The organism is Actinosynnema sp. NPDC002837 (assembly GCF_040295345.1).
In the GTDB taxonomy this organism is placed as follows: Bacteria; Actinomycetota; Actinomycetes; order Mycobacteriales; family Pseudonocardiaceae; genus Actinosynnema.
In genome coordinates this window covers 71,927-93,205 of record NZ_JBEOVG010000009.1, presented here as the reverse complement: position 1 = coordinate 93,205, position 21,279 = coordinate 71,927, and the positions used below count along the sequence as shown (strand labels likewise).

At 70.2% G+C, this 21,279-nt stretch carries 20 protein-coding genes; 8 read left to right on the top strand and 12 right to left on the bottom strand.

Going from position 1 to position 21,279, the window contains the following annotated elements; genetic code table 11:
- Nucleotides 1–951: 951 nt before the first annotated feature.
- Nucleotides 952–1,371 (bottom strand): VOC family protein, encoded by a 420-nt coding sequence (locus ABTZ99_RS09470; protein ID WP_499609918.1) that lies wholly within the window; start codon nucleotides 1,369–1,371, stop codon nucleotides 952–954.
- Between the two features lie 45 nt (nucleotides 1,372–1,416).
- On the bottom strand, nucleotides 1,417–4,392 hold the full coding sequence (locus ABTZ99_RS09465; protein WP_499609917.1) for a UvrD-helicase domain-containing protein: 2,976 nt from the start codon (nucleotides 4,390–4,392) through the stop codon (nucleotides 1,417–1,419).
- Between the two features lie 258 nt (nucleotides 4,393–4,650).
- Here ABTZ99_RS09465 and ABTZ99_RS09460 point away from each other — a divergent pair, with 258 nt between their 5' ends.
- Nucleotides 4,651–5,559: a hypothetical protein gene (locus ABTZ99_RS09460; RefSeq protein ID WP_498783337.1), complete on the top strand. Its 909-nt coding sequence runs from the start codon at nucleotides 4,651–4,653 to the stop codon at nucleotides 5,557–5,559.
- Nucleotides 5,560–5,635: 76 nt separating this feature from the next.
- On the opposite strand, the gene ABTZ99_RS09455 is transcribed toward ABTZ99_RS09460, so the two are convergent.
- Complete coding sequence (locus tag ABTZ99_RS09455) at nucleotides 5,636–6,781, bottom strand: acyltransferase family protein (RefSeq protein WP_498781329.1); 1,146 nt, start codon at nucleotides 6,779–6,781, stop codon at nucleotides 5,636–5,638.
- Entirely contained in the window at nucleotides 6,735–7,013 is a 279-nt protein-coding gene (locus ABTZ99_RS09450) for a hypothetical protein (protein WP_499609915.1), read from the bottom strand. Before ABTZ99_RS09450 ends, ABTZ99_RS09455 begins: the two co-directional genes overlap by 47 nt.
- A gap of 304 nt (nucleotides 7,014–7,317) precedes the next feature.
- On the opposite strand from ABTZ99_RS09450, the gene ABTZ99_RS09445 reads away from it, so the two are divergent.
- On the top strand, nucleotides 7,318–8,556 hold the full coding sequence (locus tag ABTZ99_RS09445) for a methyltransferase domain-containing protein (protein ID WP_499609913.1): 1,239 nt from the start codon (nucleotides 7,318–7,320) through the stop codon (nucleotides 8,554–8,556).
- A 4-nt stretch (nucleotides 8,557–8,560) separates the two neighbouring features.
- Nucleotides 8,561–9,724: an acyltransferase family protein gene (locus ABTZ99_RS09440; RefSeq protein WP_499609910.1), complete on the top strand. Its 1,164-nt coding sequence runs from the start codon at nucleotides 8,561–8,563 to the stop codon at nucleotides 9,722–9,724.
- Here ABTZ99_RS09440 and ABTZ99_RS09435 read toward each other — a convergent pair.
- Nucleotides 9,721–10,581: an NAD-dependent epimerase/dehydratase family protein gene (locus ABTZ99_RS09435; protein WP_498781323.1), complete on the bottom strand. Its 861-nt coding sequence runs from the start codon at nucleotides 10,579–10,581 to the stop codon at nucleotides 9,721–9,723. The two genes, ABTZ99_RS09440 and ABTZ99_RS09435, sit on opposite strands and share 4 nt — an antisense overlap.
- A gap of 204 nt (nucleotides 10,582–10,785) precedes the next feature.
- On the opposite strand from ABTZ99_RS09435, the gene ABTZ99_RS09430 reads away from it, so the two are divergent.
- From ABTZ99_RS09430 to ABTZ99_RS09420, 3 genes are all read left to right on the top strand, one after another.
- Nucleotides 10,786–12,105 carry a nucleotide disphospho-sugar-binding domain-containing protein gene (locus ABTZ99_RS09430; protein ID WP_498781322.1) on the top strand — a complete coding sequence of 440 codons (1,320 nt, stop codon included), beginning with the start codon at nucleotides 10,786–10,788 and terminating at the stop codon, nucleotides 12,103–12,105.
- A 24-nt stretch (nucleotides 12,106–12,129) separates the two neighbouring features.
- A complete protein-coding gene (locus tag ABTZ99_RS09425) occupies nucleotides 12,130–13,668 on the top strand; it encodes an MFS transporter (RefSeq protein WP_499609906.1) in 1,539 nt (512 codons plus the stop codon).
- A gap of 104 nt (nucleotides 13,669–13,772) precedes the next feature.
- The gene (locus ABTZ99_RS09420) at nucleotides 13,773–14,144 is read left to right on the top strand and encodes a hypothetical protein (protein ID WP_499609903.1); all 372 of its coding nucleotides are present in this window, start codon (nucleotides 13,773–13,775) and stop codon (nucleotides 14,142–14,144) included.
- Nucleotides 14,145–14,402: 258 nt separating this feature from the next.
- On the opposite strand, the gene ABTZ99_RS09415 is transcribed toward ABTZ99_RS09420, so the two are convergent.
- From ABTZ99_RS09415 to ABTZ99_RS09405, 3 genes are all read right to left on the bottom strand, one after another.
- Nucleotides 14,403–14,627, bottom strand: a complete 225-nt coding sequence (locus ABTZ99_RS09415) for a hypothetical protein (RefSeq protein WP_499609901.1) — start codon at nucleotides 14,625–14,627, stop codon at nucleotides 14,403–14,405.
- Nucleotides 14,628–14,762: 135 nt separating this feature from the next.
- Nucleotides 14,763–15,611 carry a DUF5753 domain-containing protein gene (locus ABTZ99_RS09410; RefSeq protein ID WP_499609899.1) on the bottom strand — a complete coding sequence of 283 codons (849 nt, stop codon included), beginning with the start codon at nucleotides 15,609–15,611 and terminating at the stop codon, nucleotides 14,763–14,765.
- Nucleotides 15,612–15,667: 56 nt separating this feature from the next.
- Entirely contained in the window at nucleotides 15,668–16,015 is a 348-nt protein-coding gene (locus ABTZ99_RS09405; protein ID WP_499609896.1) for a hypothetical protein, read from the bottom strand.
- Between the two features lie 338 nt (nucleotides 16,016–16,353).
- On the opposite strand from ABTZ99_RS09405, the gene ABTZ99_RS09400 reads away from it, so the two are divergent.
- Together ABTZ99_RS09400 and ABTZ99_RS09395 are read left to right on the top strand one after the other, a co-directional pair.
- Nucleotides 16,354–17,688 (top strand): NsdA family TPR-like regulatory protein, encoded by a 1,335-nt coding sequence (locus tag ABTZ99_RS09400; protein WP_499609893.1) that lies wholly within the window; start codon nucleotides 16,354–16,356, stop codon nucleotides 17,686–17,688.
- Nucleotides 17,685–18,266 carry a GNAT family N-acetyltransferase gene (locus ABTZ99_RS09395; RefSeq protein WP_499609890.1) on the top strand — a complete coding sequence of 194 codons (582 nt, stop codon included), beginning with the start codon at nucleotides 17,685–17,687 and terminating at the stop codon, nucleotides 18,264–18,266. Before ABTZ99_RS09400 ends, ABTZ99_RS09395 begins: the two co-directional genes overlap by 4 nt.
- Before the next feature lie 11 nt (nucleotides 18,267–18,277).
- Here the strand turns inward: ABTZ99_RS09395 and ABTZ99_RS09390 are convergent, their stop codons facing one another.
- From ABTZ99_RS09390 to ABTZ99_RS09375, 4 genes are all read right to left on the bottom strand, one after another.
- Nucleotides 18,278–18,913, bottom strand: coding sequence for a hypothetical protein (locus tag ABTZ99_RS09390; protein ID WP_499609887.1), 636 nt, complete (start codon nucleotides 18,911–18,913; stop codon nucleotides 18,278–18,280).
- Complete coding sequence (locus tag ABTZ99_RS09385) at nucleotides 18,897–20,039, bottom strand: MAB_1171c family putative transporter (protein WP_499609884.1); 1,143 nt, start codon at nucleotides 20,037–20,039, stop codon at nucleotides 18,897–18,899. Before ABTZ99_RS09385 ends, ABTZ99_RS09390 begins: the two co-directional genes overlap by 17 nt.
- 3 nt (nucleotides 20,040–20,042) lie before the next feature.
- The gene (locus ABTZ99_RS09380; protein WP_499609881.1) at nucleotides 20,043–20,561 is read right to left on the bottom strand and encodes an ImmA/IrrE family metallo-endopeptidase; all 519 of its coding nucleotides are present in this window, start codon (nucleotides 20,559–20,561) and stop codon (nucleotides 20,043–20,045) included.
- An 82-nt stretch (nucleotides 20,562–20,643) separates the two neighbouring features.
- The gene (locus ABTZ99_RS09375; RefSeq protein ID WP_499609878.1) at nucleotides 20,644–21,102 is read right to left on the bottom strand and encodes a hypothetical protein; all 459 of its coding nucleotides are present in this window, start codon (nucleotides 21,100–21,102) and stop codon (nucleotides 20,644–20,646) included.
- Nucleotides 21,103–21,279: the final 177 nt, after the last annotated feature.

Genomic DNA, 21,279 nt, shown 5'->3' with positions numbered 1-21,279 from the left:
CCAAAACGCCGGGCGGATATGCCAGTCAAGTCATAACGCCACGTTATGGTCCAGTCCAATCCCGATCTCCACCCCCTCATTTCCGCACCTCACCGGCCACCAACCTCACACCCACCACTCACAACCCACACACCTCCCACCGCCCAACAACCCCACCCCACCTTCACCGCCCCACTACCGCCGCACCGCACCGCTACCGCCGCACCGCACCGCCCGCAAACGTTTGCCACCCACCGCGAGCACCCCCGCCAGCGCGCACAGTTCAACCCCGGCCAACGCCAATCAACCGCCGCAAACGCGGCAGCCGCAAGCACCGCCGACCGGCGCTGAAGCTCGGCGATCACGCGACAGCCAGCCGAGGGCGCGGCAACGTGACGGCGAGCCCACGGACGCGACGGCACGCGCCGAGCAGCACAACGGCGGCGAGCCCACGGGACGTGACGGAAGCCGGCGAGCAGCACAACGGCGGCGAGCGGTAGGAGCGGCCCCAAGCGGCCGACGGAAAGGCGCCCCACGGCAGAGGAGGCGGCGACCCGGTGCCGCGCCGAGCCCCAGTGGACCGAGCGGATCCAGCGGGAGGCGGCGGAAGGGGGCGGCGCGGCGGCGGGCAATCGCGCGACCGGATGGCAGGGCCTGTCGATGCGCGGCGCGGGCCAGGCGGGCGGGCCAGGCGGGCAGGCGACTGGCTGCGGGGCGGCCAGGGCGGGGCGGGCAAAGGGCTGCGGGGTGGCGGGATCGGCGGGAGCGGGGTTGTGGCGGGATCGGCGGGGGTGGTCGTGATGGGTGGGGTCGGGATCGGCGGGTGGCTGGGTGGGCGGGTGGGCGGGTGGGCGGGTGGCTGGGTGTGCGGAGGGCTGGGGTGGTTCGGGGGTCGGCCTCTCGTTCTAACCGAGGTGCGGGGACGGTGTTTTCGTACAGTTTTGGGCGATGATCACTCGAAGGTGTGACGGGTTAGCAGACGCAGAACTCGTTGCCCTCCGGGTCGGCCATGACGACGTGGTGGTTCGGATGCTCCTTCACCACGCTGCCGCCGGCCGCCACCAGCTGCCCCACCATGTCCGTGATCGCCGACCAACGCTCCTCCTCCGCCACCTCCGAACTCACCCGCACGTCCAAGTGCAGCCGGATCTTCTGGGTCTTCGGCTCCCGCACCTGCTGCAGGAACAGCCTCGGACCCACGCCGGCCGGGTCGTGCAGCCAGGCGCCGTCCTCCTGATCATCCTCCGGATCGGCGAACTGCGCCGCCCACTCCTCCCTCGTCCGGAACGGCGGGGGCGGGGGTTCGTCGTCGTAGCCCAGGGCCAGTTTCCAGAACGCCGCCAGCTCGCTCGGGTGGTGGCAGTCGAGGGCCAGCCCAATGGTGTGCGCCATGCCGCGACCGTAGCCCCGGGGTCCGACAGTTTCCGGCCGGAGCGCTCACAGCAGGCTGAGCTGGGTGCCCTTCCGCTTCCGCCGCGGCTGGGTGTCGCCGAGCTGGTCGTAAGCCTTCAGCGCCGCCAGGAACGGAGACCGGGGTCGCCCCGCCGCGTGGCTCAGGAACAGGTGCCGCTGCGCCCGGGTCATCCCGACGAACAGCAGCCGACGCTCCTCGTCCACCGCCTCCACGTCGTCCGACCCCGGCCAGCGCAACGGCAGCAACCCGTCCTCGCACCCGACGATGAACACCACCGGGAACTCCAAGCCCTTCGACGCGTGCAGCGTGAGCAGCGAGATCCGGTCGGCCCGCGGATCCCACGTGTCCACCTCCACCCCCAGCGCGAGCGCCGTGTGGAAGCGCTCGAAGTCGGCCCCGCACTCAAGAGCCAGAGGTTTCAGCAGCTCGTACGCAGTGTGGTCGTCACCCGCGACGGCACGCACGCGCTCCAGCACGGTGGAGCCGGCCGCGAACTTCAGGTCGTGGGCGATCCGCGCCACCCCGGGCCGGTCCGCCAACCGGTCGTGCGAGCGCTTCTGGAACGGCAGACCGGACTGCGTCAACGCCTCCACGAGCGCCCGCGCCTGGCGATCCGTCCGGTACAGCACGGCGAAGTCCGAGAATCCGAGCCCCTGCGTCCCGTCGCCCACCACCCGCCCGCTGTCGAACGCGTGGAACGACGCGCCGCCCAGCACCTGCTCGATGGTCCGCGCCACGAACCCCGCCTCGGCCGCCTCCGACGACGCGTGGTGCACGCCGATCGGCGCGTCGCCGTGGTCCACCATGGGCCGCAGCTCCCGCCCCGGCACCAGCGACGACGGCGAGATCACCTCCAACGCGCCCGTCACGACCGCCGACGACGACCGGTAGTTCCTGGTCAGCTGCACGGTCCGCGCCGCGGGGAAGTCCTCCTGGAATCGCAGGAAGAACCCGACGTCCGCGCCGCGGAACCGGTAGATCGCCTGGTCCGGGTCGCCGATCGCGGTCAGGTTGCCGTCCGGCGGCGCGAGCAGCCGCAACAGCCGGTACTGCTGCTCGTCCACGTCCTGGTACTCGTCCACCGACACCCACCGCCACCGCGCCCGGTAGCCGGCGACCAGCGCGGGCGACTCCTCCAACAACGCCAGCGGCAACGTGATCAGGTCGTCGAAGTCCACCAGGTCCTGCGCCCGCAACGCCTTCTTGTACCGCGCGTCCCCGGCGACGATCAGCGCCCGTGCCGCCCTCTCCTCCGCGACGACGGACAACGCCACCGCCAGCTGCCGATCGGGATCCGCCACCCCGAACGACGCCGACAACCCGAAGTACGCGCCGTGCTCGCGCAGGATCAGCACCCCGAGCGAGTGGAACGTCGCGATCGTCAACTCACCGACGGCATCCGGCGCCAACAGGGCCAGCCGTTCCGCCATCTCCTCCGCCGCACGCCGCGTGAACGTGATCGCCAGGCACTCCGACGCCGGCACGCCCCGCGACGTCACCAGGTCCGCGATCCGGTGCGTCAACGTCCGCGTCTTGCCCGTCCCCGGCCCGGCGATGATCAGCAACGGCCCGCCGTCCACCTCGGCCGCCGCCCGCTGCTCCGGGTCCAGACCGTCCAGCAACGACGAACCACCCGACTCCCGAACGGGCGCGGGCTCGACGACAGGCGCAGCCACGGGCGCCGGCCGAGCACGCTCCACAGTGGACGGCTCGGGAGCGGCGTAGTCGAACAGGGCGAACGCCGAACGCCGCCGCTCGAGCTCCCCCGGCTCGAACACCCGGATCACGCCGTACTCGCCGTCGTACCCCGAGTCGCGCACCACCTCACCGCGCCGCAGCCGCGTCACGGCCTCGGCCAGCAACGGCGAGTGCACGGCGATGTCGTCCACCGGCACGTCCTGGAGGATCACCAGCTCCGGCCCGAGCGCCGCGGTCAGCTTGTCGATCTCCGCGACCACCTTCTTGCTCTTCGGCCCCGTCCCGACGATCTCGCTCATGATCTCCGGCAACGGCACCAGGCTGGTGAACCCGGCCGCGCCGGCGGGCCGGTGGCCGTGCGGCCGGTCGGCCAGCTCCGCCACCCGGCTGAGCACCCCGACCGTCAACGGCTTGCCGCACTCCGGGCAGATCCCCCGGTGCGCCAGCGTCTCCTCGGGCTCCATCCGCACGCCGCACTTGCGGTGCCCGTCGACGTGGTACTTGCCCTCCTCCGGGAAGAACTCCAACGACCCGGCGAACCCGTCTCCGGTCTCCAGCGCCGACCGCACCGAGTAGTAGTCCAGCTCGGTGTCGAACACGGTCGCCTCACGCCCCAGCGCCGGCGGCGAGTGCGCGTCGGAGTTGCTGACCAGCCGGTAGCGGTCCAGGCTCGACACCCGCCAGTTCATCTCCGGGTCGGACGACAGGCCGGTCTCCACCGCGAAGACGTGCGACGCGAGGTCGACGTAGCAGTCCTGGATCGCGTCGAACCCGGACTTGGACCCGAGCACCGCGAACCACGGCGTCCACACGTGCGCGGGCACGAGGTAGCCGCCGCACTCCAGCGTGATCTCCAGCAGGTCGCGCGAGTCGAGCCCGAGGATCGGCCGCCCGTCGGACCCGAGGTTGCCGATCTTGGCCAGCCGGGCGTTGAACCGCGCCGCCGACGACAGGTCGGGCATGTAGACCAGGTGGTGCACCTTGCGGGTGCGGTCGCCGCGCTTGTAGATGGTGGAGATCTCCACGGAGAGCATGAACCGCACCGGCGCGGCGGCCAACGACGGCGGCAGCCGGCGGTCGATGTCGCGGTCGAGGTCGTCGCGCAGCCGGTACAGCCCCGGCGACGCCTCGACCAGGCTGGACGTCAGGTGGTCGTACCAGGCGGGGTGGGTGAAGTCGCCCGTGCCGACCAGCGAGATCCCCTTGCGGCGGGCCCACCAGGTCAGGTGTTCGAGGTCGCAGTCACGGCTGCAGGCCCGGGAGTACTTGGAGTGGATGTGGAGATCCGCCACAAAGCGCACCGGCCACAGCCTAGTGAGTGATCGACACCGAGCGGGCGCGAGGTCGCGTCGAGGCCTCATCGCAACGTGACGGCCTTGTGGGAGCACGACATCGAGAGAGATCCCCACGGAAAGTGATGACGAATCCTCACGATTGCCGCATTCCTTAGTCCGATCGAGCTAATTGAGCCCGCTTTCGACTGCGTTGCGTAACAACTGGCGGCGCACACCGAATGTCCCACCGCAGAGCAGGTTCGGGGTGGACGGAAGGCGGATCACTTGAACAAGATCACACGGGTGGCGGCGGCGCTGGTCGGCGCCGCTGTCGGGCTGGGACTGGCGGTCGCCGTGGCGGCGCCCGCGAGCGCGGCGGTCGCCGACGGCTACTACAAGCAGCCCTTCGACCCGACGGTGTGGCGCGTCGTCGGCGGCAACGCCCGCGCCATCACCTACGACGAGTGGGCCGCCGCCGGCTTCCCGCAGCCCGCCGCCTCGCCGACGGACTACGTGAAGTACGCGTGGTCCCCCACCGTCTACGCGGTCACCTTCTGGGGCGACCCCCAGTCGACGTGGGACTGGGACCGGCTCACCGAGTCCCAGTGGCGGGCGTCGGGCAGCCCCGCGCCGCGCAACGCGGGCTGGATCGCGGGCAGCTACTACTACCAGTGGGGCACGTCCAACGAGCTCTTCGTCGAGGGCGAGGACGGGGTGAACCACAAGCTCACCTACGGCGAGTGGTCCGCCTCCGGCTTCCGCGCCTTCGACCCGCGGTCCAACGAGGGCTTCCAGAAGCTGTCCTGGGCGCCGAACATCATGCGGATGTCCAACCTGGCCACCGGCGCCGGCTACTCGATCGGCTACGAGGAGTGGCGGGCGGAGGACTTCCCGACGCCGCAGGTCGTGCGCCGCGTCGCGAACGACCACTTCTACAAGTACGGCACCGCCCCGACGATCTACTACCAGGGCCCCGCGTTCCACCGGCCCGTGAGCTACGCCGAGTGGGTCGGCGCGGGCAGCCCGGCGCCGGAGGTCCGCGCGCCCGGGAACCCCGGCAACAGCAAGGACTGCTCGGACTTCGCCACCCAGCGCGACGCCCAGGCGTGGTTCGACCTCTACTACCCGTACTACGGCGACGTCGCGCAGCTGGACAGCGACAACGACCGCATCGCGTGCGAGTCCCTGCCGTAACGAGCACGGCGTGACGAGCGCGGAAGCGGCCCCCGCCCGAGACCGGGCGGGGGCCGTTCGCGCGTTCCGCGAGGACTCACCGCGCCGCCGTCCGCCGACCGCGCGCGGAGCCCCACCGGCGCATGGCCGGCCGCTCGACCGCGCGGTACAGCAGCCAGGACACCAGCACCGAGATCACCAGGTAGAGCGCGGTGAACCCGACGTCCGCCGCGACCCCCGCGTCGCGCTCGGGGTCCAGGAGCCCGTGCAGGTGCAGGATCACCAGCACGTGGGTCATGTAGAACGCGAAGGAGATGTCGCCCAGCCAGATCCAGCTCCGCCGGCGCAGGCCGGGCGAGCCGGTGATGTCGGAGTGCGCCGCGGCCAGGACCATCATCGCCAGCGGCACCACGAGGATCGCGTGGACGAAGTACGGGAACGCCACCTGCAAGGCGACGACGTAGCCGAGCGGGACGGAGATCAGCGCGGGGCCGAGCCGCTTCGGGTACCACCGGCCGGTGATCACGATCCGGGCCAGCAGGATGCCCAGGACGAACTCCAGGAGCCGGACGGGCGGGAAGTTGTAGGTGAGCCAGGTCTGCAGCAGCGTCGTCTGGAAGGGACCGCCCTTGGGTTCCGCCGGGGTGACCGCCATGACCAGCAGGGGCACCAGGGCGATCGCCGCGAGGCAGCCGACCGCCCAGTACCACAGCCGCTCCGGCCGGATCCGGGCGACGAGCCGGTGCAGGTAGGGGAAGCAGAGGTAGAAGAACAGCTCGCAGGCCAACGTCCACGAGACCGGGTTCACCCCGCTCTGCACCTGCGGGAGGGGGATCCACGCCTCCACCAGCAGCAGCGTGCTCAGCGCCCGTAACGCGCCCACCTGCTCGCCGGCCCACAGCAGCAGCACCAGCGCCACCACCCAGGTGACCGCGTGGTTGGGGTAGATCTTGGCCAGGCGCCTGCGCAGGAACGCCCGCGGCGTGTCGTCCTCGCGGGCCGACCACGTCAGCACGAACCCGCTGAGCAGGAAGAAGAAGGAGACCCCGGCCAGCGCGGAGCGCAGCGCCACCGCGCCGAACGGCGCCTGCTCCATGTCGCCGCCCGCGTACCAGACGTAGACGTAGACGTGCAGGACGAACACCAGCAGCGCCGCGGCGAAGCGCAGCGCGGTCAGGGAGTCGAGCCGGATGCGTTCACCCGACACCGGCCGTTCCGGTGTCGGCTTCTCGTGGACGGTCATGCGTGCGCTCCTGCTGCTCGGCCGACTCGCGTGCGTCGGGACGGAACCGGGTGGGTACGTGCGCGAGCGGGTCGGATGACCGACTCCGGCCGCGGCCCGGCCCGCGCCCGATGCCGGTCGGCCCGGCCGGCGTGCGCTCCTCGCCGCCGGGCAGGAGCAGGATCCGCGGGTTGGCGTCCGCGACGTGCGCCCGGCGGTCATCATCGGCCAGGACGCGCTCCACCACCAGCACCGATCGTGCGCGGCTACGGCCACGTGGTCCGCCCGACCGACCGGCCGTCGGCGCGGGACGGACGGGTGGGCCGGGCCGTGACCCGCCGACTTCGGGCCCCTGCAAGGGTTCCGGCGATGCGATCGCGGACCGTCCGGCCGCGACAAGGCCCGGCCGACGGGTCGAGCGGGACCGCACGGCCTCCGCGCTGGACCGAATCACCACTTCGGACCATGCGGAAACCTCGCATTGTCGAAGTAGCGCGCCGCCGGCCGGGCCGCCGACCATGGGTTGCCCACCCACCTCGCAGCCGGAGGCGATCTCGATGACCCCAGTGGATCCCGGAGGACCGGTCTGCCGGATTTGCGGTGGAACCGTCGAGCAGTGCCTCGATTTCGGCACGCAGCCGGTGTCGAACGCGTTCCTGCTGCCGGAGCACATCGGCCGGGAGACGTACTTCCACCTGGCCGTCGGGTTGTGCCACTCGTGCGGCATGGTGCAGCAGCTGGAGGAAGTGCCGCGCGAGTCCATGTTCGGGTTCGACTACCCGTACCGCTCGTGCATGTCCGCGTTGATGCGCAAGCACTTCGAGCAGACCGCGCAGCAGCTGCTGGAGACGGAGCTGGCCAAGCCCGACCCGTTCGTCGTGGAGATCGGCAGCAACGACGGCATCATGCTCGACACCGTCCGCCGTGCGGGCGTGCGCCACCTCGGCGTCGACCCGTCCGGCGGACCGGCCGAGGTCGCCCGGGACAAGGGCATCCGCGTCCGGGTCGACTACTTCGAGGAGTCCTCGGCGCGCGCGATCCGGGCCGAGGACGGCCCGGCGGACGTGATCTTCTCCGCCAACACGGTCAGCCACATCGCCTACATGGACTCGATCCTGCGCGGCGTCGACGCGCTGCTCGCCGACGACGGCGTGTTCGTCGTGGAGGACCGCTACCTCGGCGACGTGGTCGAGCACAACTACTTCGACCAGATCTACGACGAGCACTTCTACCTGTTCGCGATCAAGTCGGTCGGCGCGATGGTGGCCAGGTTCGGGTTCGAGCTCGTGGACGCCGAGCGCATCCCGGTGCACGGCGGGGCGATGCGCTACACGATCGCGCGGGCGGGCCGGCGCCAGGTCACCCGGGCGGTGCTCGACCTGGCCGCCAGGGAGACCGAGATCGGCCTGGACCGGCTCCCGGTGTACGCGCGGTTCCGCGACGAGATCAAGTCGATCCGGTCGGAGCTGACGACCCTCCTGACCGAGTTGCGCGCCCAGGGCAAGACCGTCGTCGGGTACGGCGCCACGTCGAAGAGCGCCACGGTCACCAACTACTGCGGCATCGGGCCGGACCTCGTGCCGTACATCTTGGACACGACACCGGTGAAGCAGGGCCGGGTGACGCCGGGCTCGCACATCCCGATCGTCCCGCCGGAGCGGTTCACGCAGTCCTACCCGGATTACGCGCTGCTGTTCGCCTGGAACCACGCCGACGAGATCATGGCGAAAGAACGCGCGTTCCGCGAGTCCGGCGGCAAGTGGATCCTCTACGTGCCCCGCGTGCACGTCGTCTGAGCACGTGCGCCAGGACCTGCCGTCGCTCACCGGGTTGCGCTGGTTCGCGGCGCTGCTCGTGTTCGGCATCCACTTCACCGGGATGGCGCTGACCACGCCGCCGGGGTCGACCGGGCTGAGCGGGTTCGACCAGGCGGTCCACGACCTGGGCCGCACCGGGTTCATCGGGGTGTCGTTCTTCTTCGTGCTCAGCGGGTTCGTGCTGACCTGGTCGACGCCGGGCGACCAGGCGTCGCGCGAGTTCTGGCGGCGGCGCTTCGCCAAGATCTACCCCGTGTTCGCGGTGACGGCGCTGGTCGCGGTCGTGCTGCAACTGGTCGTCACCGGCGTCCGGCCGGGCTGGGACGTGGTGCTCGGCCACGTGCTCCTGCTCCAGGCGTGGACGCCGGACCAGGCCTTCGTCTTCGGCCTCAACCCCGTGATGTGGTCGCTGAGCTGCGAGGCGTTCTTCTACCTGGTGTTCCCGGCGCTGCTGCTGGTGCTGGACCGGCTGTCGGCGCGCGGCCTGCGGGTCGCCGGCGCGCTGTTCGTGGTCGCCACGTTCGCGGTGCCGGTGCTCGTGGGCGAGGTGATCACCCTGCGCGAGCCCGCTCCGCCGGTGCTGGTGCCGCTGGACGGGTTCGAGGACCAGTTCACCTACTGGTTCACCTACGTCTTCCCGTTGATGCGCGTCACGGAGTTCGCGCTCGGCATCGTGGTCGCGCTGCTGGTGCGGCGCGGCGCGTGGGTCGGCCCGCCGCTGCCGGTGGCGATCGGCCTGTGCGTGGCCGCGTTCTTCGTCAACCGCGAGCTGCCGCCGCTGTGGCAGCGGTCGGCGGGGATGCTGATCCCGTTCGCGCTGCTCATCGCGGCGGCGGCGCGGGCGGACTCGCGGCGCGCCTGGTCCCCGTTGCGCGGCGGGCCGCTGGTGTTCCTCGGGAAGGTCTCGTTCGCCTTCTACGCGGTGCACGTGCTGATCATCATGCACACCATGGGCGGCCGCGTGCAGACCTGGCTCGCCGACCTGGGGGTGATCAGCCAGCCTGTCCTGCCGGTGTGGGGCGCGCTGGTCGTCCTCGTGGTGCAGCTCGCCGTCACCGTCTTCGTGGCCTGGTTGGTGTACCGGTTCGTCGAGGTGCCGATGACCAGGCTGTTGCGCGGGGCACGGCGTGGTGTGCCGGTCGTCTAGCCGTCCTGCACGGCTTTCCAGGTGCGGCGCAGGCCCTCGGTGAACGTGGTGACCGGCCGCCAGCCCAGCACGTCCTCGGCCAGCCCGACGTCCACCAGGATCGTCCGCCGGTCGAACCCGCGCGACGGTGACCGGTCCACCGCCGACCGCACCCCGGTCACGTCCTCGACCTCGCGTCGCAGCCGGCCGAGGGAGACGGGGTCGCCGGAGCCGATGTTGAGGGCGAACGGCAGGTCACCGGTGTGCCGGGAGATGCGGAGCAGGGCGTCCACGACGTCGTCCACGTACACGAAGTCCCGGGTGATGTCGTCGTCGCCGATCTGGCGCAGGCGTTCACCCTTGGCGACCGCGGTCAGCCAGTGCGCGATCACGCCGTGCCCGGGGTCGGTCCGGTGGCCGGGCCCGTAGAGGCTGGCCAGCCGCGCCACCACCGGGCGCACCCCCGGCGCGGCGCGCAGCACCTTTTCCATCTCCAGCTTGCACCGGCTGTACGCGGTGCCCGGCCGCAACGGCGTGCGCTCCGTGAATGGCGGCTCCGCGGCCCGGTCGTAGCAGTCCGCGCTGCCGGCCAGGACGACCGTCGGATTGGTGCCGAGATCGCCCAGGGCCGCGACGAGCCGGGTGAAGTCGGCGAGATCGCGGTCGGCCCTTTCCGGGAAGCGCTCGGCCGTTCCGGGCGTGACGCTGGTGGCGACGTAGAAGACCACCTCAGCGGTGCGGAGCGCCGGCGACAGCACGTCGTCCACGAGCGCGGGTTCACCCCTGGTGACCCGTGAGACCTGCGCGGATGCCCGTTCCAGCCCGGCGGCGAGCGCCGACCCGAGGAACCCGCGCGCGCCTACCACCACCGCATGCATAACGCCTTCCTCCGGTCGCGAACCGGCAGCGTGCCACATCGCCGCGCGCACCCGGTACACCGTCCCGGAAAATCCGCATTTTCGAAGAAGACCCTGGACGGGCGCGCGCGCCGGTTGACAGCATGTGCCGAAAAGAAAATATGGGGACGTTTACCCGGACGGCTGCCCGCGCGCCGTTCGCCGAATGGTCGGGAAAGGCGTTTTATGCGTTTTCTGTTCACCGCATGGCCCACGCCTTCGCACCTGTTCCCGCTCGTTCCGCTGGCCAACGCGCTCATCGGCGCGGGCCACGAGGTGCGCGTCGCGTCCGCGCCCTCCCTGGCCGACGCGATCCGCGCCTGCGGCCTCACCGCGGTGCCCCTCGGCGACGGCTCGGGCACGCCCACCGGACCGGGCAAGATCGCGTCACCGGAGCTCGCGGCGCGCTTCGACGACCTCGCCGTCCGGCTCGGGCTGTCCGAGGACGAGCGCGCCACCTGGGACGTCTTCCGCTACTTCATGCTGCCGCCGATGTGGGACTTCCACCCCTTCGGCGCGTCGGCGTCCGACCCGCACCCGGAGGTCGACGACCTCGTCGAGTACACCCGCGTGTGGCGGCCGGACATGATCCTGTGGGACCCGACGGCCATCGCCGGCTCCATCGCGGCCAGGGTGAACGGTGTCGCGCACGCCCGGCTCATGTGGACCCAGGACTACTACCCGTTCGCGGTGCGCGCGATGGAGCGCTCGCCCGGTGGCTGGGACCCGTTCACGGAGACCGTGCGCCCGGCCGCCGAGCGGCACGGCCTGGAGGTGGACGAGGAGCTGCTGCTCGGGCAGTTCACCGTGGACGCGATGCCCACCGCGATGCGCCTGCCGGACGCCACGACGACGATGCCGATGCGCTGGGTGCCGTTCACCGGCACCACCACCGTCCCGGACTGGCTGGACGCCGAGCGTTCCCGGCCGCGGGTCGCGCTGTCCCTCGGCCAGTCCCGCCGGCTGGTCATCGTGGAGGACGGCTGGGACCCGGTGGCGAACGTGCTGGAGGTGGTCGGCCGGCTGGACGTCGAAGTCGTGGCGACGCTCAACGCGACCCAGCTGGCGGGCGTGCGGGCGGTGCCGGACAACGTGCGCCTGATCGACTACCTGCCGCTGAACGTGCTGCTGCCCACGTGCGACGCGATCATCCACCACGGCGCCATCGGGACGTTCGGCGCGGCGGCGACCTTCAAGGTGCCGCAGCTGATCATCGACTCCCACGCGCAGCACCTGATCCCCGCGTTCGGCGACGAGTGGTCCGCCGCCGCCCGGACCATGATCTCCAAGAACGCCGCGCGCTACGTGCCCGACCGCGGCGCGGGTTTCACCGTGGACGTGCACGACGCCCCGGAAGAGGCCACGACGCGGCTCAAGATGGTGCTCGAGGAGTCGGACGTCCGCGACGGCGTCGAGCGGGTCTACTCGGAACTGATGGCGATGCCCAGCCCGCACGACCTCGTCGCGAGGCTGGAGGAAGCGGCGCGGCGCGGGCGCACGGCGTGATCCGGTCGATGGGGAAGGTGTGACGTGGGCGCGGAACCGCGCGCCGGTGGACGCGACTGGCTGGGCTTCGCCGTCCTGGCGCTGGTGCCGGTCCTGCTCTCGCTCGACGTCAGCGTCCTGTTCCTGGCGCTGCCGGAGCTGAGCGCCGACCTGCGGCCCGACAGCGCCGAACTGCTGTGGATCGGCGACATCTACCCGTTCATGATCGCCGGTTTCCTCGTCACCATGGGCACCCTCGGCGACCGGGTCGGCCGCAAGAAGCTGCTGCTCGTCGGCGGCGCGCTGTTCGGGCTGGCGTCGGTCCTGACCGCCTACTCCGGCAGCCCCGGCATGCTCATCGCGGCCCGTGCGCTGCTCGGCGTGTCCGGCGCGATCATGCTGCCGAACACGTTGGCGCTGGTGGTGGTCATGTTCGCCAACCCCAAGCAGCGCAGCCTCGCGATCGGCGTCTGGATCAGCTGCTTCATGGCGGGCATCGCGGTCGGCCCGGTGATCGGCGGGCTGGTGCTCGACGCGTTCTGGTGGGGCGCGGTGTTCCTGGTCGGCGTGCCGGTCATGGTCGCCCTGCTGGTGCTCGGCCCGCTGACGCTGCCGGAGTTCCGCAACCCCCGGGCCGGGCGGATCGACCTGCCGAGCGTGGTGCTGTCGCTGGCCGCGATCCTGCCCGTGGTGTACGGGCTCAAGGGCTTCGCCCGGGACGGCGTCACGCCGGTGCACGCCGTCGCGCTGCTGGTCGGGCTCGGCTTCGGGGCGGTGTTCGTGGTGCGGCAGCACAAGCTGCCCAACCCGTTGCTGGACCTGAGGCTGTTCGGCAACCGCACGTTCGCGGGCGGGATCGCGATCATGCTGCTGGCGTCGGCCAACATCTCCGGTTCGATGCTGCTGGCCAGCCAGTACCTGCAGCAGGTGCTCGGGTTCTCGGCCGTGCGGGCCGGGTTCTGGCTCGTGGTGCCGGCGATCGGGCTGGTGACGGCGTCGCTGTTGTCGCCGATCGCCGCGCGCCGGCTGCGGCCCGGGTACGTGATGGCGGTCGGTCTGGCGATCGCCACCGCCGGTTTCGCCGTGCTGACGCAGATGAGCACGACCACCGGTGTCGCGCTCCTGGTGGCCGGGTCGGTGATGGTGCAGTTCGGCATCGGGTCCAGCGGGTCGTTGGGCACCGACCTGGTCGTCGGCACGGCGCCCGCGGAGGGGGCGGGTTCGGCTTCCTCGTTGGTGCAGACGGGGACCGAGTTGGGCACCGCGCTGGGCATCGCCGGTTTCGGCACGGTGGCGGTCGCGGCCTACCGGAGCGACATGGCCGCCTCGCCCGTCACCGACGCCCGCGACACCCTGCCAGGCGCCCTGACCGCGGCCGGGGGATTGCCCTCCGACGCCGCCGCCGGCCTGTTGGCCCAGGCTCGCGAGGCGTTCACCGGTGGCGTGACGCTCGCCGCGATCATCAGCACCGTGATCCTGTCGGCCCTGACCGTGGCAACGCTCGTCCTGCTCCGCCACGCCAAGCCCCTGGGCCAAGCCGCACCCGCGGCGGAACCCGCCTCGACGTCCGGCGCGGAAGGCTGAGCCCCGGACGACCGGCCGGCGTCCACGGACCAAAGGGCCGGATCAAGACCGGTGAACCGGATAGCACTCGCCGATGAGCGAACCGCGAGCGCAGAATCTCCCCCGTGAACTCCGAGATGAACCCGTCGGTCGACGTCGACGAGCCCTGGCGTGCCGAGATGCTCACCGCCATCGGCTCGGGCGACCCGCAACTGGCGAACCCGGCTCTGCTGGAGTTGACCTACGACGACCCCGACGGCGACTGGGTGGAACCGATCCTGCTCGAACACCTGTCGCCGCAGTACGACATCCGGCTGCGCCTGCTGGCCGCGACCTGCCTCGGCCACCTGGCACGCATCCACGGCAAGATCACCAGGAGCACCGTGGTGCCCACCTTGCACGCCCTGCTGTCCGATCCCGTCCTGGGAGGCACAGCCGAGGACGCCCTGGGCGACATCAACTGGTTCGCCCCGGCGGATCCAGGAGCACACCCGTAACGCACCGCGCCGTTCCGCCGCCACAACGCAGAAGAGCGGGAACCGGCGAACCGGTTCCCGCTCTTCGTGTGCTGTGTCTTTTGTGGACCTGACTACACAGCATGAGAACTCTGTTGTGGCTGCTCAGGGGCCTGAACTGCTGATCAGGCCCGTTAGCTCCCTCACCACCTAGTGCACCCTCCGGGTAGCCGCCGAGCTGCGAAGCTGGCGGCTACCTGGAGTCACGGGTCCGGTGTGGGCTCCCGTGGGGCATGTCGATCAGGTGAGGGTGAACAACTGGTCCGCCAGCCGCCGTAGCTCCGGGACCTTCGCGCTGAGCATCCAGAAGAACTTTTCCGCCGCGTCGGGTGTGAGCGCGACCGTGGCCTTGGTGCCGAAGCTCACCTCGTAGTCACCGTCAGCGGTGATGGATTCCGTGAAGTCTGCCTCGCTGGTGATCCTGAGATAGGTGGTCTGGTCGATCGCGTCTGCGGGCTGTGCCATCGGTGAACGGACTCTCCTTCTGTCACGTCGTACCACTGCTGCGTCGCCGAGCTGGTCCCGGCGCGTGAGCTGGTACCTGCTTTGAGCAGGTGGGGGCCGATCGGAAGAGGCGGATCGGAGGTCGACCGCGCTGTGTCAGGCGGCCTGCGCGTAGGCGCTGGCCCACCTGGCCAGCGTCCGACGTGATTCCTCGCCGTCGAGGGCGACGGTGTCGAGGTACTGCATCTTGTGCTGGTAGACCGCCACGACGTGGGGATCGTCGTGGAAAACGACCCCGGTGTCGGTCTCCACGTAGGCCAGAGGCTGCAGCGGGCCGGCGAAGGTCATCAGCGTGGCCGGACCGCGCAGTGCGGGGTGGAAGTGGCTGGTCTGCGGGATGATGCGGACCTGGGTCTTGGGCCAGCTGCCCATCAGCGTCAGATGCAGCAGTTGGTCACGCATGACGCGCGGCGTGTCAACCGTCTGCCCCAGCGCGGCCTCGTGGATGTAGAAGACCGTCTCCAGGCTCCCCAGCATCCGCAGCTCGCGTTGGCGACGCATGCGAATCCCGGCTGGGTTCGGGCCACCGGTCATCGCCAGGGCGTAGTCCTCGGTCTGCGCCAGAGCGGGGATGGTCAAGGGCTCGTAGACCGCGATGCCGCGGGCCTGTCGTTCGTGCACCGACAGCGCCGCCAGGTCGTCGGGCACCCCGTTGTGCATACGCAGGAAGTTCCCCGTGTCCAGCTCGGCGGCCATGATCATGACGCGCTCACGAGCCGCCTTGTCGGCCCCGTACCGACCGAGCAGGCAGGCGATGTCCCATTGACTGGTGCCGCGATGTCCCGTCTCCAGCTTGGACAGCTTGCCCACCGACCACTGCATGGCCTCGGCGCTAGCCTCGGACGACATCCGCGCCCGACGGCGTGCCCTACGCAGTTCCTCACCAAGCTCACGGCTGTGCGCACTGCTCAACCGCACCGGCTTCTGCTTCTCCTCGATCTCCACGATCTCCTCTGTTCCTGGCGTGTTGCGGTCACAGCGAGAGGTGATTCAGTTCCGCGTCAGCCCAGGTGCGGCGGCCCTGTTCCCCTCGCCAAGCGGGGGGCCAGCCGTGAGCCGGGGTGCGGCAGCAACAGCAGCTCCTGGACGACGTCGGCGAGCGAGCCCGTGTACTCCCACGTGATCGCGTGGTCACGGTCAAGGCGCAGCCCCAACGCATCGCCCGCGTCCTTGAACCGGATGCCGTCACGCCAGCCACCCGGCCACTGCCGGAAGCCGTCGATCTGGTCCCGGCCTGCCTCAATCGGCAGGAACCGCCAGCCGCCGTTGCGCAGGTCGACCAAGTGGCGCAGGACCGGATAAACCTTCACGATCTCTGCCTCACCGACCGCGGGCAAGATCAGCTCCACGACGCGACCTCCCCGGCGGGTAGCCGGTAGGCCGACCTGAACGCCCGAGTCGCGGTCACCGGAAGCCCCGTCGACGTCGGGCACGGGCTCAGCCCTTCCCCGGCGCGAGGCGCGCGCAGCTCGGCCAGCGTCGCTGCACGGCGGCGCTCACGCGGTGTGACACGGGGCGCCAGACCGGAGGCCACGGTTCCGATCAGCAGGAGAACGAACGTCGCTCTCGTCATGCTCTCAACATCGGCGAGGTCGCCTGCCCTCGACATGTCGTACCCGCTGTCTTCTCCTGCCGCCTACTGCCGTCTGGCTGAAGCAGGAACCCATTCGCGTTGAGGAGGCTTAACGTGAACTCGGACGACGACGGCCCGGAGGTGATCGTGACCGAACCGCCACGCACCCGACTGGAGCAGGTGTTGCGGCAGCGCCACCTCACGGTGGAGGAGTTCCGCCGCCGCTACCAGCGTGTGGCCGGGACCGCGCTGAGCGAGCGGCAGGCATACCGGTGGGTCGCAGGGGAACTGCGGTCCCTGCCCTACCAGCACGCGCAAAGCGCGCTCGAACGGCTGTTCGGTGAGCCGGCCGCACGGCTGCTGGGCACGCCCTACGGGCACGCTGCAACCTTGTCCGCGCGTCGTCACGACCATCCCGTCCCACGCCGTGGAGATGGGCGCAGTGACTGGGAAGGGCAGGTGATCGCGTTGAGCGCCGACCGTGCACGCGACTTCCTGACCAGAGCGGAGGCGACGAACGTGGGTACCGAAGCGCTCGACCAACTGGCCGACGACGTGCGCCGGCTTGTCAACGCCTACCCTCGACAGCCCTTGCAGGATCTGCTCGGTGACCTGGTAGACGTGCAAGGACGAGCCTTCGGCCTGCTGGAGGGTCGCCAGAAGCCCGACCAGACCCGAGACCTGTACCTGCTGGCGGGGGTCGCTTCAGGGCTGATGGCCAAAGCCAGTCACGACCTCGGCGCACCGCACGACGCGATGACACAGGCCCGCGCCGCGCACGTGTGTGCGGACAACGCCGGGCACGACGGGCTGCGAGCCTGGACGCGGGGGCTCCAGGCACTGATCGCCTACTGGTCGGGGCAGTTCGCCGAGTCGGTGCGCTACGCCGAGAAGGGCGCCGACGCAGCCGCCCGCAGCCGGGGCACGGCGGGAGTGTGGCTGGCCAGCGGGCAGGCTCGCGCGCTGGCCGCGATGGGGCGGGCTGACCACGCCCGGGCAGCGGTGGAAAACGCCGCCGACATCCGCGAGCAAGCCGAAGGCGACGAACTGGACGAGATGGGCGGTCTGTGCACGTTCAGCCGCCCACGCGGGCTCTACTACGCCGCCGAAGCACTCGCGTGGGCGGCCGACGCTGAGCGCGCCGAGCGGCTGGCGCTGGAGGCACTGGACGCCTACGCGACGAGCCCGGACGATCGGGCGTTCGGCGACGAGGCCGGAACCCGCTGTGCGCTGGCCGTGGCGAGGCTGGCACGGGGCGAGGTCGACGGCGCTGCCGAAGCCCTCGCGCCGGTCCTGCTGATGCCGGTGGCGCAGCGCATCCACGGCGTGGTGATGGCCGTTGACAATGTTGTGACCGCATTGCGCGGCGTCGGCGACGGCCGCCCGGCGGCGGAGCTGGCGGACGCGCTGCAAACCTTCGGTTCCGAGCGACTGGTGTTGCCCCGGTGAGCGCGGTGGACCTGGTCGGGCAGGTGGTGCGGCTGCGTGAGTTCCGCGCCACCGACGTGGATGACTCGGTGGCCGTGGTCGGGGATGACCGCGTGACCCGCTTCTTGTCGTTCGACAGCCGCAGCCGCGACGAGGCCCGCACGATGATCACGGGCACGATCGAACGCGCGCGGCAGGAGCCGCGCGCCGAGTACTACCTGGCGGTCACTACCCGCGACGATGACCACCTGATCGGGTTCGCCCGGCTGGGGCTGACGGGCACGCGGGCGGCGAAACTCGGCTATGCCATCGCGGCGGACCACTGGGGCCGCGGCTACGCTACCGACGCCGCGCGGACCATGATCACCTTTGGGTTCACTACGTTGGACCTGCATCGGATCAGCGCCGCGATCGGCCCGGACAACCCGGCCTCGATCGCCGTGGTGAAGCGTCTTGGCTTCACCCACGAGGGTCGGCTGCGCCACCACGTCTTCACCAACGGGGCATGGCGAGACTCGGAGCTGTTCTCACTGCTCACGCACGAGTGGGCCCAGGGGCCTTCCGGCGAGTCGGGACGGACGGGCACACCTGCCGAATGACCTCACGGCCTTCATATCAAGAGCCAGTACAACAGGCCGCCTACGAGTGCGCCCAGGGCGGTGCCGCCGAGGACTTGAGGTGTGGTGTGGTCGCGAAGCTCGACACGTGACCAGGCGACGAGAGCGACGGCGGGTGTGAGAAGCAGAAGCCAGGGGCCATAGTCGATGGTCAGCACCATCACGGCGCCTGCAGCCACGGCCGCGTGGATCGAGATCTTCCAGCCACGCCCGTTGGGAACAGGCAGTGCGAACGTGATGGCGACGCTGGCGATCAGGCTGACGAACATTCCTACGGCGAGTGCGATCAGGCGGCCAGGGCCGTCGCCGATCAGCAGAGCGGCGATCCCGACTCCCAGCGAGCAGATGCAGGTGATGAACGGTACGAACCGATCTTCTCGTCTGGTGACGTGGCGGCCGTCCCACAAGCCTCGGCGAGCCCCCCGGATGATCACCAGCATCGGCACCACGGAGCCGGTGATGCCGACGACTGCCCCCCATGCCAGGGTGGCGAGCACATCTCCTGTCGCGTGCCAGCTCACCGCCAACGGGAGTCCCAGGACCCAGATCCACGGCGCGAAGACTTCCGTGGCCGCGCGTGCCAGCTTGCGGCGTCTCCCCCGCGCCGGGGTCTCAGCGTGTGCGGTCATGGTGGTCCAGGAACTCCTTGACGGTCTCGGCGACAACCGGTGATGCGAAGGCGTCGCCGATGCGGATGAGGTTCAACGTGTCGTTCGCTTCGTCGGTCTCGCCGATCACCACGGGATCGACCGTGAGGGCCGGGAAGTTCTGCCGCTTGGCTTCGATCGCGCACGCGACCGCGGCGGCCTCGGCCATGGCTTGCGCACGGTGTGGTGGCAGTCGTTGCCCGTCCAGTCGGTCCCGAACGCTGTCGATGATCTCCTGATCCAGGTACGGGTGCAGCGGGCCGATCAGGACGTCCCGGATCTCGGTGATGCGGACGCGTAGACGGTTGGTGTGACGTCCGCGTGCGAAGACCAGTTCGGGTGCGACGGAGGTCAACGCGCGCCACAGCGGTTCGAGTCGCAGGTAAGCCTGTCGTTCCTCCCAACGCGCCCCGAGTGGCGGGATCATGACGCCGAGCATGAACAGCAGGACCGACAGGAAGATGAGCCACGTGCTGACGGTCCAGCGGTCGGGTTCGGCCTGGTCGACTTCGCCTCCGAGGGCTGAGGCGGCGCTGAGTCCGAGGCGGTGCGCCACGTAGAGCATGCCGACGAGGCTTGCCACGCCCATCAGTCTCAAGCCGAGTCTCAGGTGTCGCCTGCCGACATGGCCCGCCAGGCGCGACATCCACAGGACGTCGATCATCGCCCATGCCAGGTACGTGCCGTAGACGGTGAGGTACGGCATGACCCAAGGCAGGTCTCCGTGGTCCGAGGCGATCACGGTCAGGCCATAACGCCACGGGCCGAGGGCATACAAGGTCACCAGGCTGACCAACGCGGCTACCAGCATCGCTTTCCGCAACCGCAACTGCCGCGCGACAAGCTGTGCGTCGGTCGTGAGGTGCAGGCAGAACACCTGCACGTAGTAGCCCGACACGAGCACCGAACCGTGCTGCGCAAGCTGCATCGGCAAAGCGCTCAACGCGGGTTGAGCCTTGAGGAAGTCGGCGATGATCGCGACCTCGAGCAGGACGAGGCCGGTGCACATGGCGCCGACTCCGGGGCGGCGGGTCTGGCGGTAGGAGCCGAACCAGAACATCGCCGCAGCCGTGACCAGGATGCACAAGGGCAGCGAGAAGCTGAGCACGCGCTACCCCTCCAGGTAGGAGGTGTAGCGGTCGACCACCTCGCCCAGGCCCGGTGCTTCCGCGGAGCGCTGTCCGCTGACCCGCACCGGCCCCAAGCGGCGCTCGAACTCGTAGGCGAACGCTTCGGCCGCGTGTTCCTGGTCGTCGTCATAGGTGCTGCGGAGCATCGCGCGGACCTGTGCCTCATCGGCAGGACCGTCCGAGGCCGTCGCGTCGGGCGTCACCACGAGATGGCGGCACAGCAGGTGTCCCAACTCGTGCAGCACCGAGTGCCGTTGGTGATCAGCCGTCGTGTCCACGCGGTGGAGGACGTGGAAGCGGTTGGCGGTCGCGACACAGAGTGCAGCAGGAAGGGATTCGCCCAGGCGCCGTGCCTCTGTCACCGTCCGCTCGGGGTACGGGGCCAACTCGACCGGAGTGCCGACGATCCGCGCCACCTCGTCCACCAAGGCCTCGATGTCGAACGGGTCGGTGATGGGCAGGCTCCTCGCCAACCGGACGACTTCCTTCTCCGCGACCACCGGTGCGCACTGCTCGGCCCGCTCGGCACGCCGGAGGGCGGCACGGATTCGTGCGACGGTCCGCCCGGCGAGCCCTGGACGGCTACTGCTGCGGGCTGTCCTGCACACGGTGCTTCTCCCACTCCTCCACCTGGTCGACAACGCCTGCGATCAGCGAGCGCCCCGCCGGGGTGAGGTTGTCGACGCGGCGAAGCAGCACTCGCGCCTGTGCGGCTTGGCGGGCTGTGGCCAGGTCGTCGGCCTCACCATCGGTGTTCGGATTCCCGTACCGCGCCTCGGTTTCCCAGTACACCTCGGAGTCGAGGAAGTACGCCGGCCGGTAGCCGAAGAACTCCGCGATGGCCTTGAGGTGGCTCACGCGAGGGTCGACGGACTTGGATACCTGACGGAGGTTCCAGACGTGCGTCTGCGACATCTCCACGCCCTTCGCCGTGCACCAGTCTGCGACCTCTTGGTTGCTGTACGGCCGACCCGGCCGCTTGCTACCAGCCGGTGCGGGCTTGCGGTGACGGTCGAACAGCGTTTCGAGGATCTCGGCCACGCTGGGCATGGACCGCTGATCATCCTGCATCACGACACCCCCAGATCTTCACGTGCGTGAAGATACACGCCAATATCCTCATCGTCGTTGACGAACCCCCTCGATAACAACCTATGCTGCCCGTAGATCGCAACACACGTGACGACGAATCTTCACGCACGTGAAGACTTCATCTAC

Excerpts from the sequence above, each read along its gene's own strand:
- ABTZ99_RS09470 (WP_499609918.1), bottom strand. The coding sequence starts at position 1,371 with ATGGCGCACACCATTGGGCTGGCCCTCGACTGCCACCACCCGAGCGAG.
- ABTZ99_RS09455 (WP_498781329.1), bottom strand. The coding sequence starts at position 6,781 with ATGACCGTCCACGAGAAGCCGACACCGGAACGGCCGGTGTCGGGTGAA.
- ABTZ99_RS09445 (WP_499609913.1), top strand. The coding sequence starts at position 7,318 with ATGACCCCAGTGGATCCCGGAGGACCGGTCTGCCGGATTTGCGGTGGA.
- ABTZ99_RS09435 (WP_498781323.1), bottom strand. The coding sequence starts at position 10,581 with ATGCATGCGGTGGTGGTAGGCGCGCGCGGGTTCCTCGGGTCGGCGCTC.
- ABTZ99_RS09430 (WP_498781322.1), top strand. The coding sequence starts at position 10,786 with ATGCGTTTTCTGTTCACCGCATGGCCCACGCCTTCGCACCTGTTCCCG.
- ABTZ99_RS09415 (WP_499609901.1), bottom strand. The coding sequence starts at position 14,627 with ATGGCACAGCCCGCAGACGCGATCGACCAGACCACCTATCTCAGGATC.
- ABTZ99_RS09390 (WP_499609887.1), bottom strand. The coding sequence starts at position 18,913 with ATGACCGCACACGCTGAGACCCCGGCGCGGGGGAGACGCCGCAAGCTG.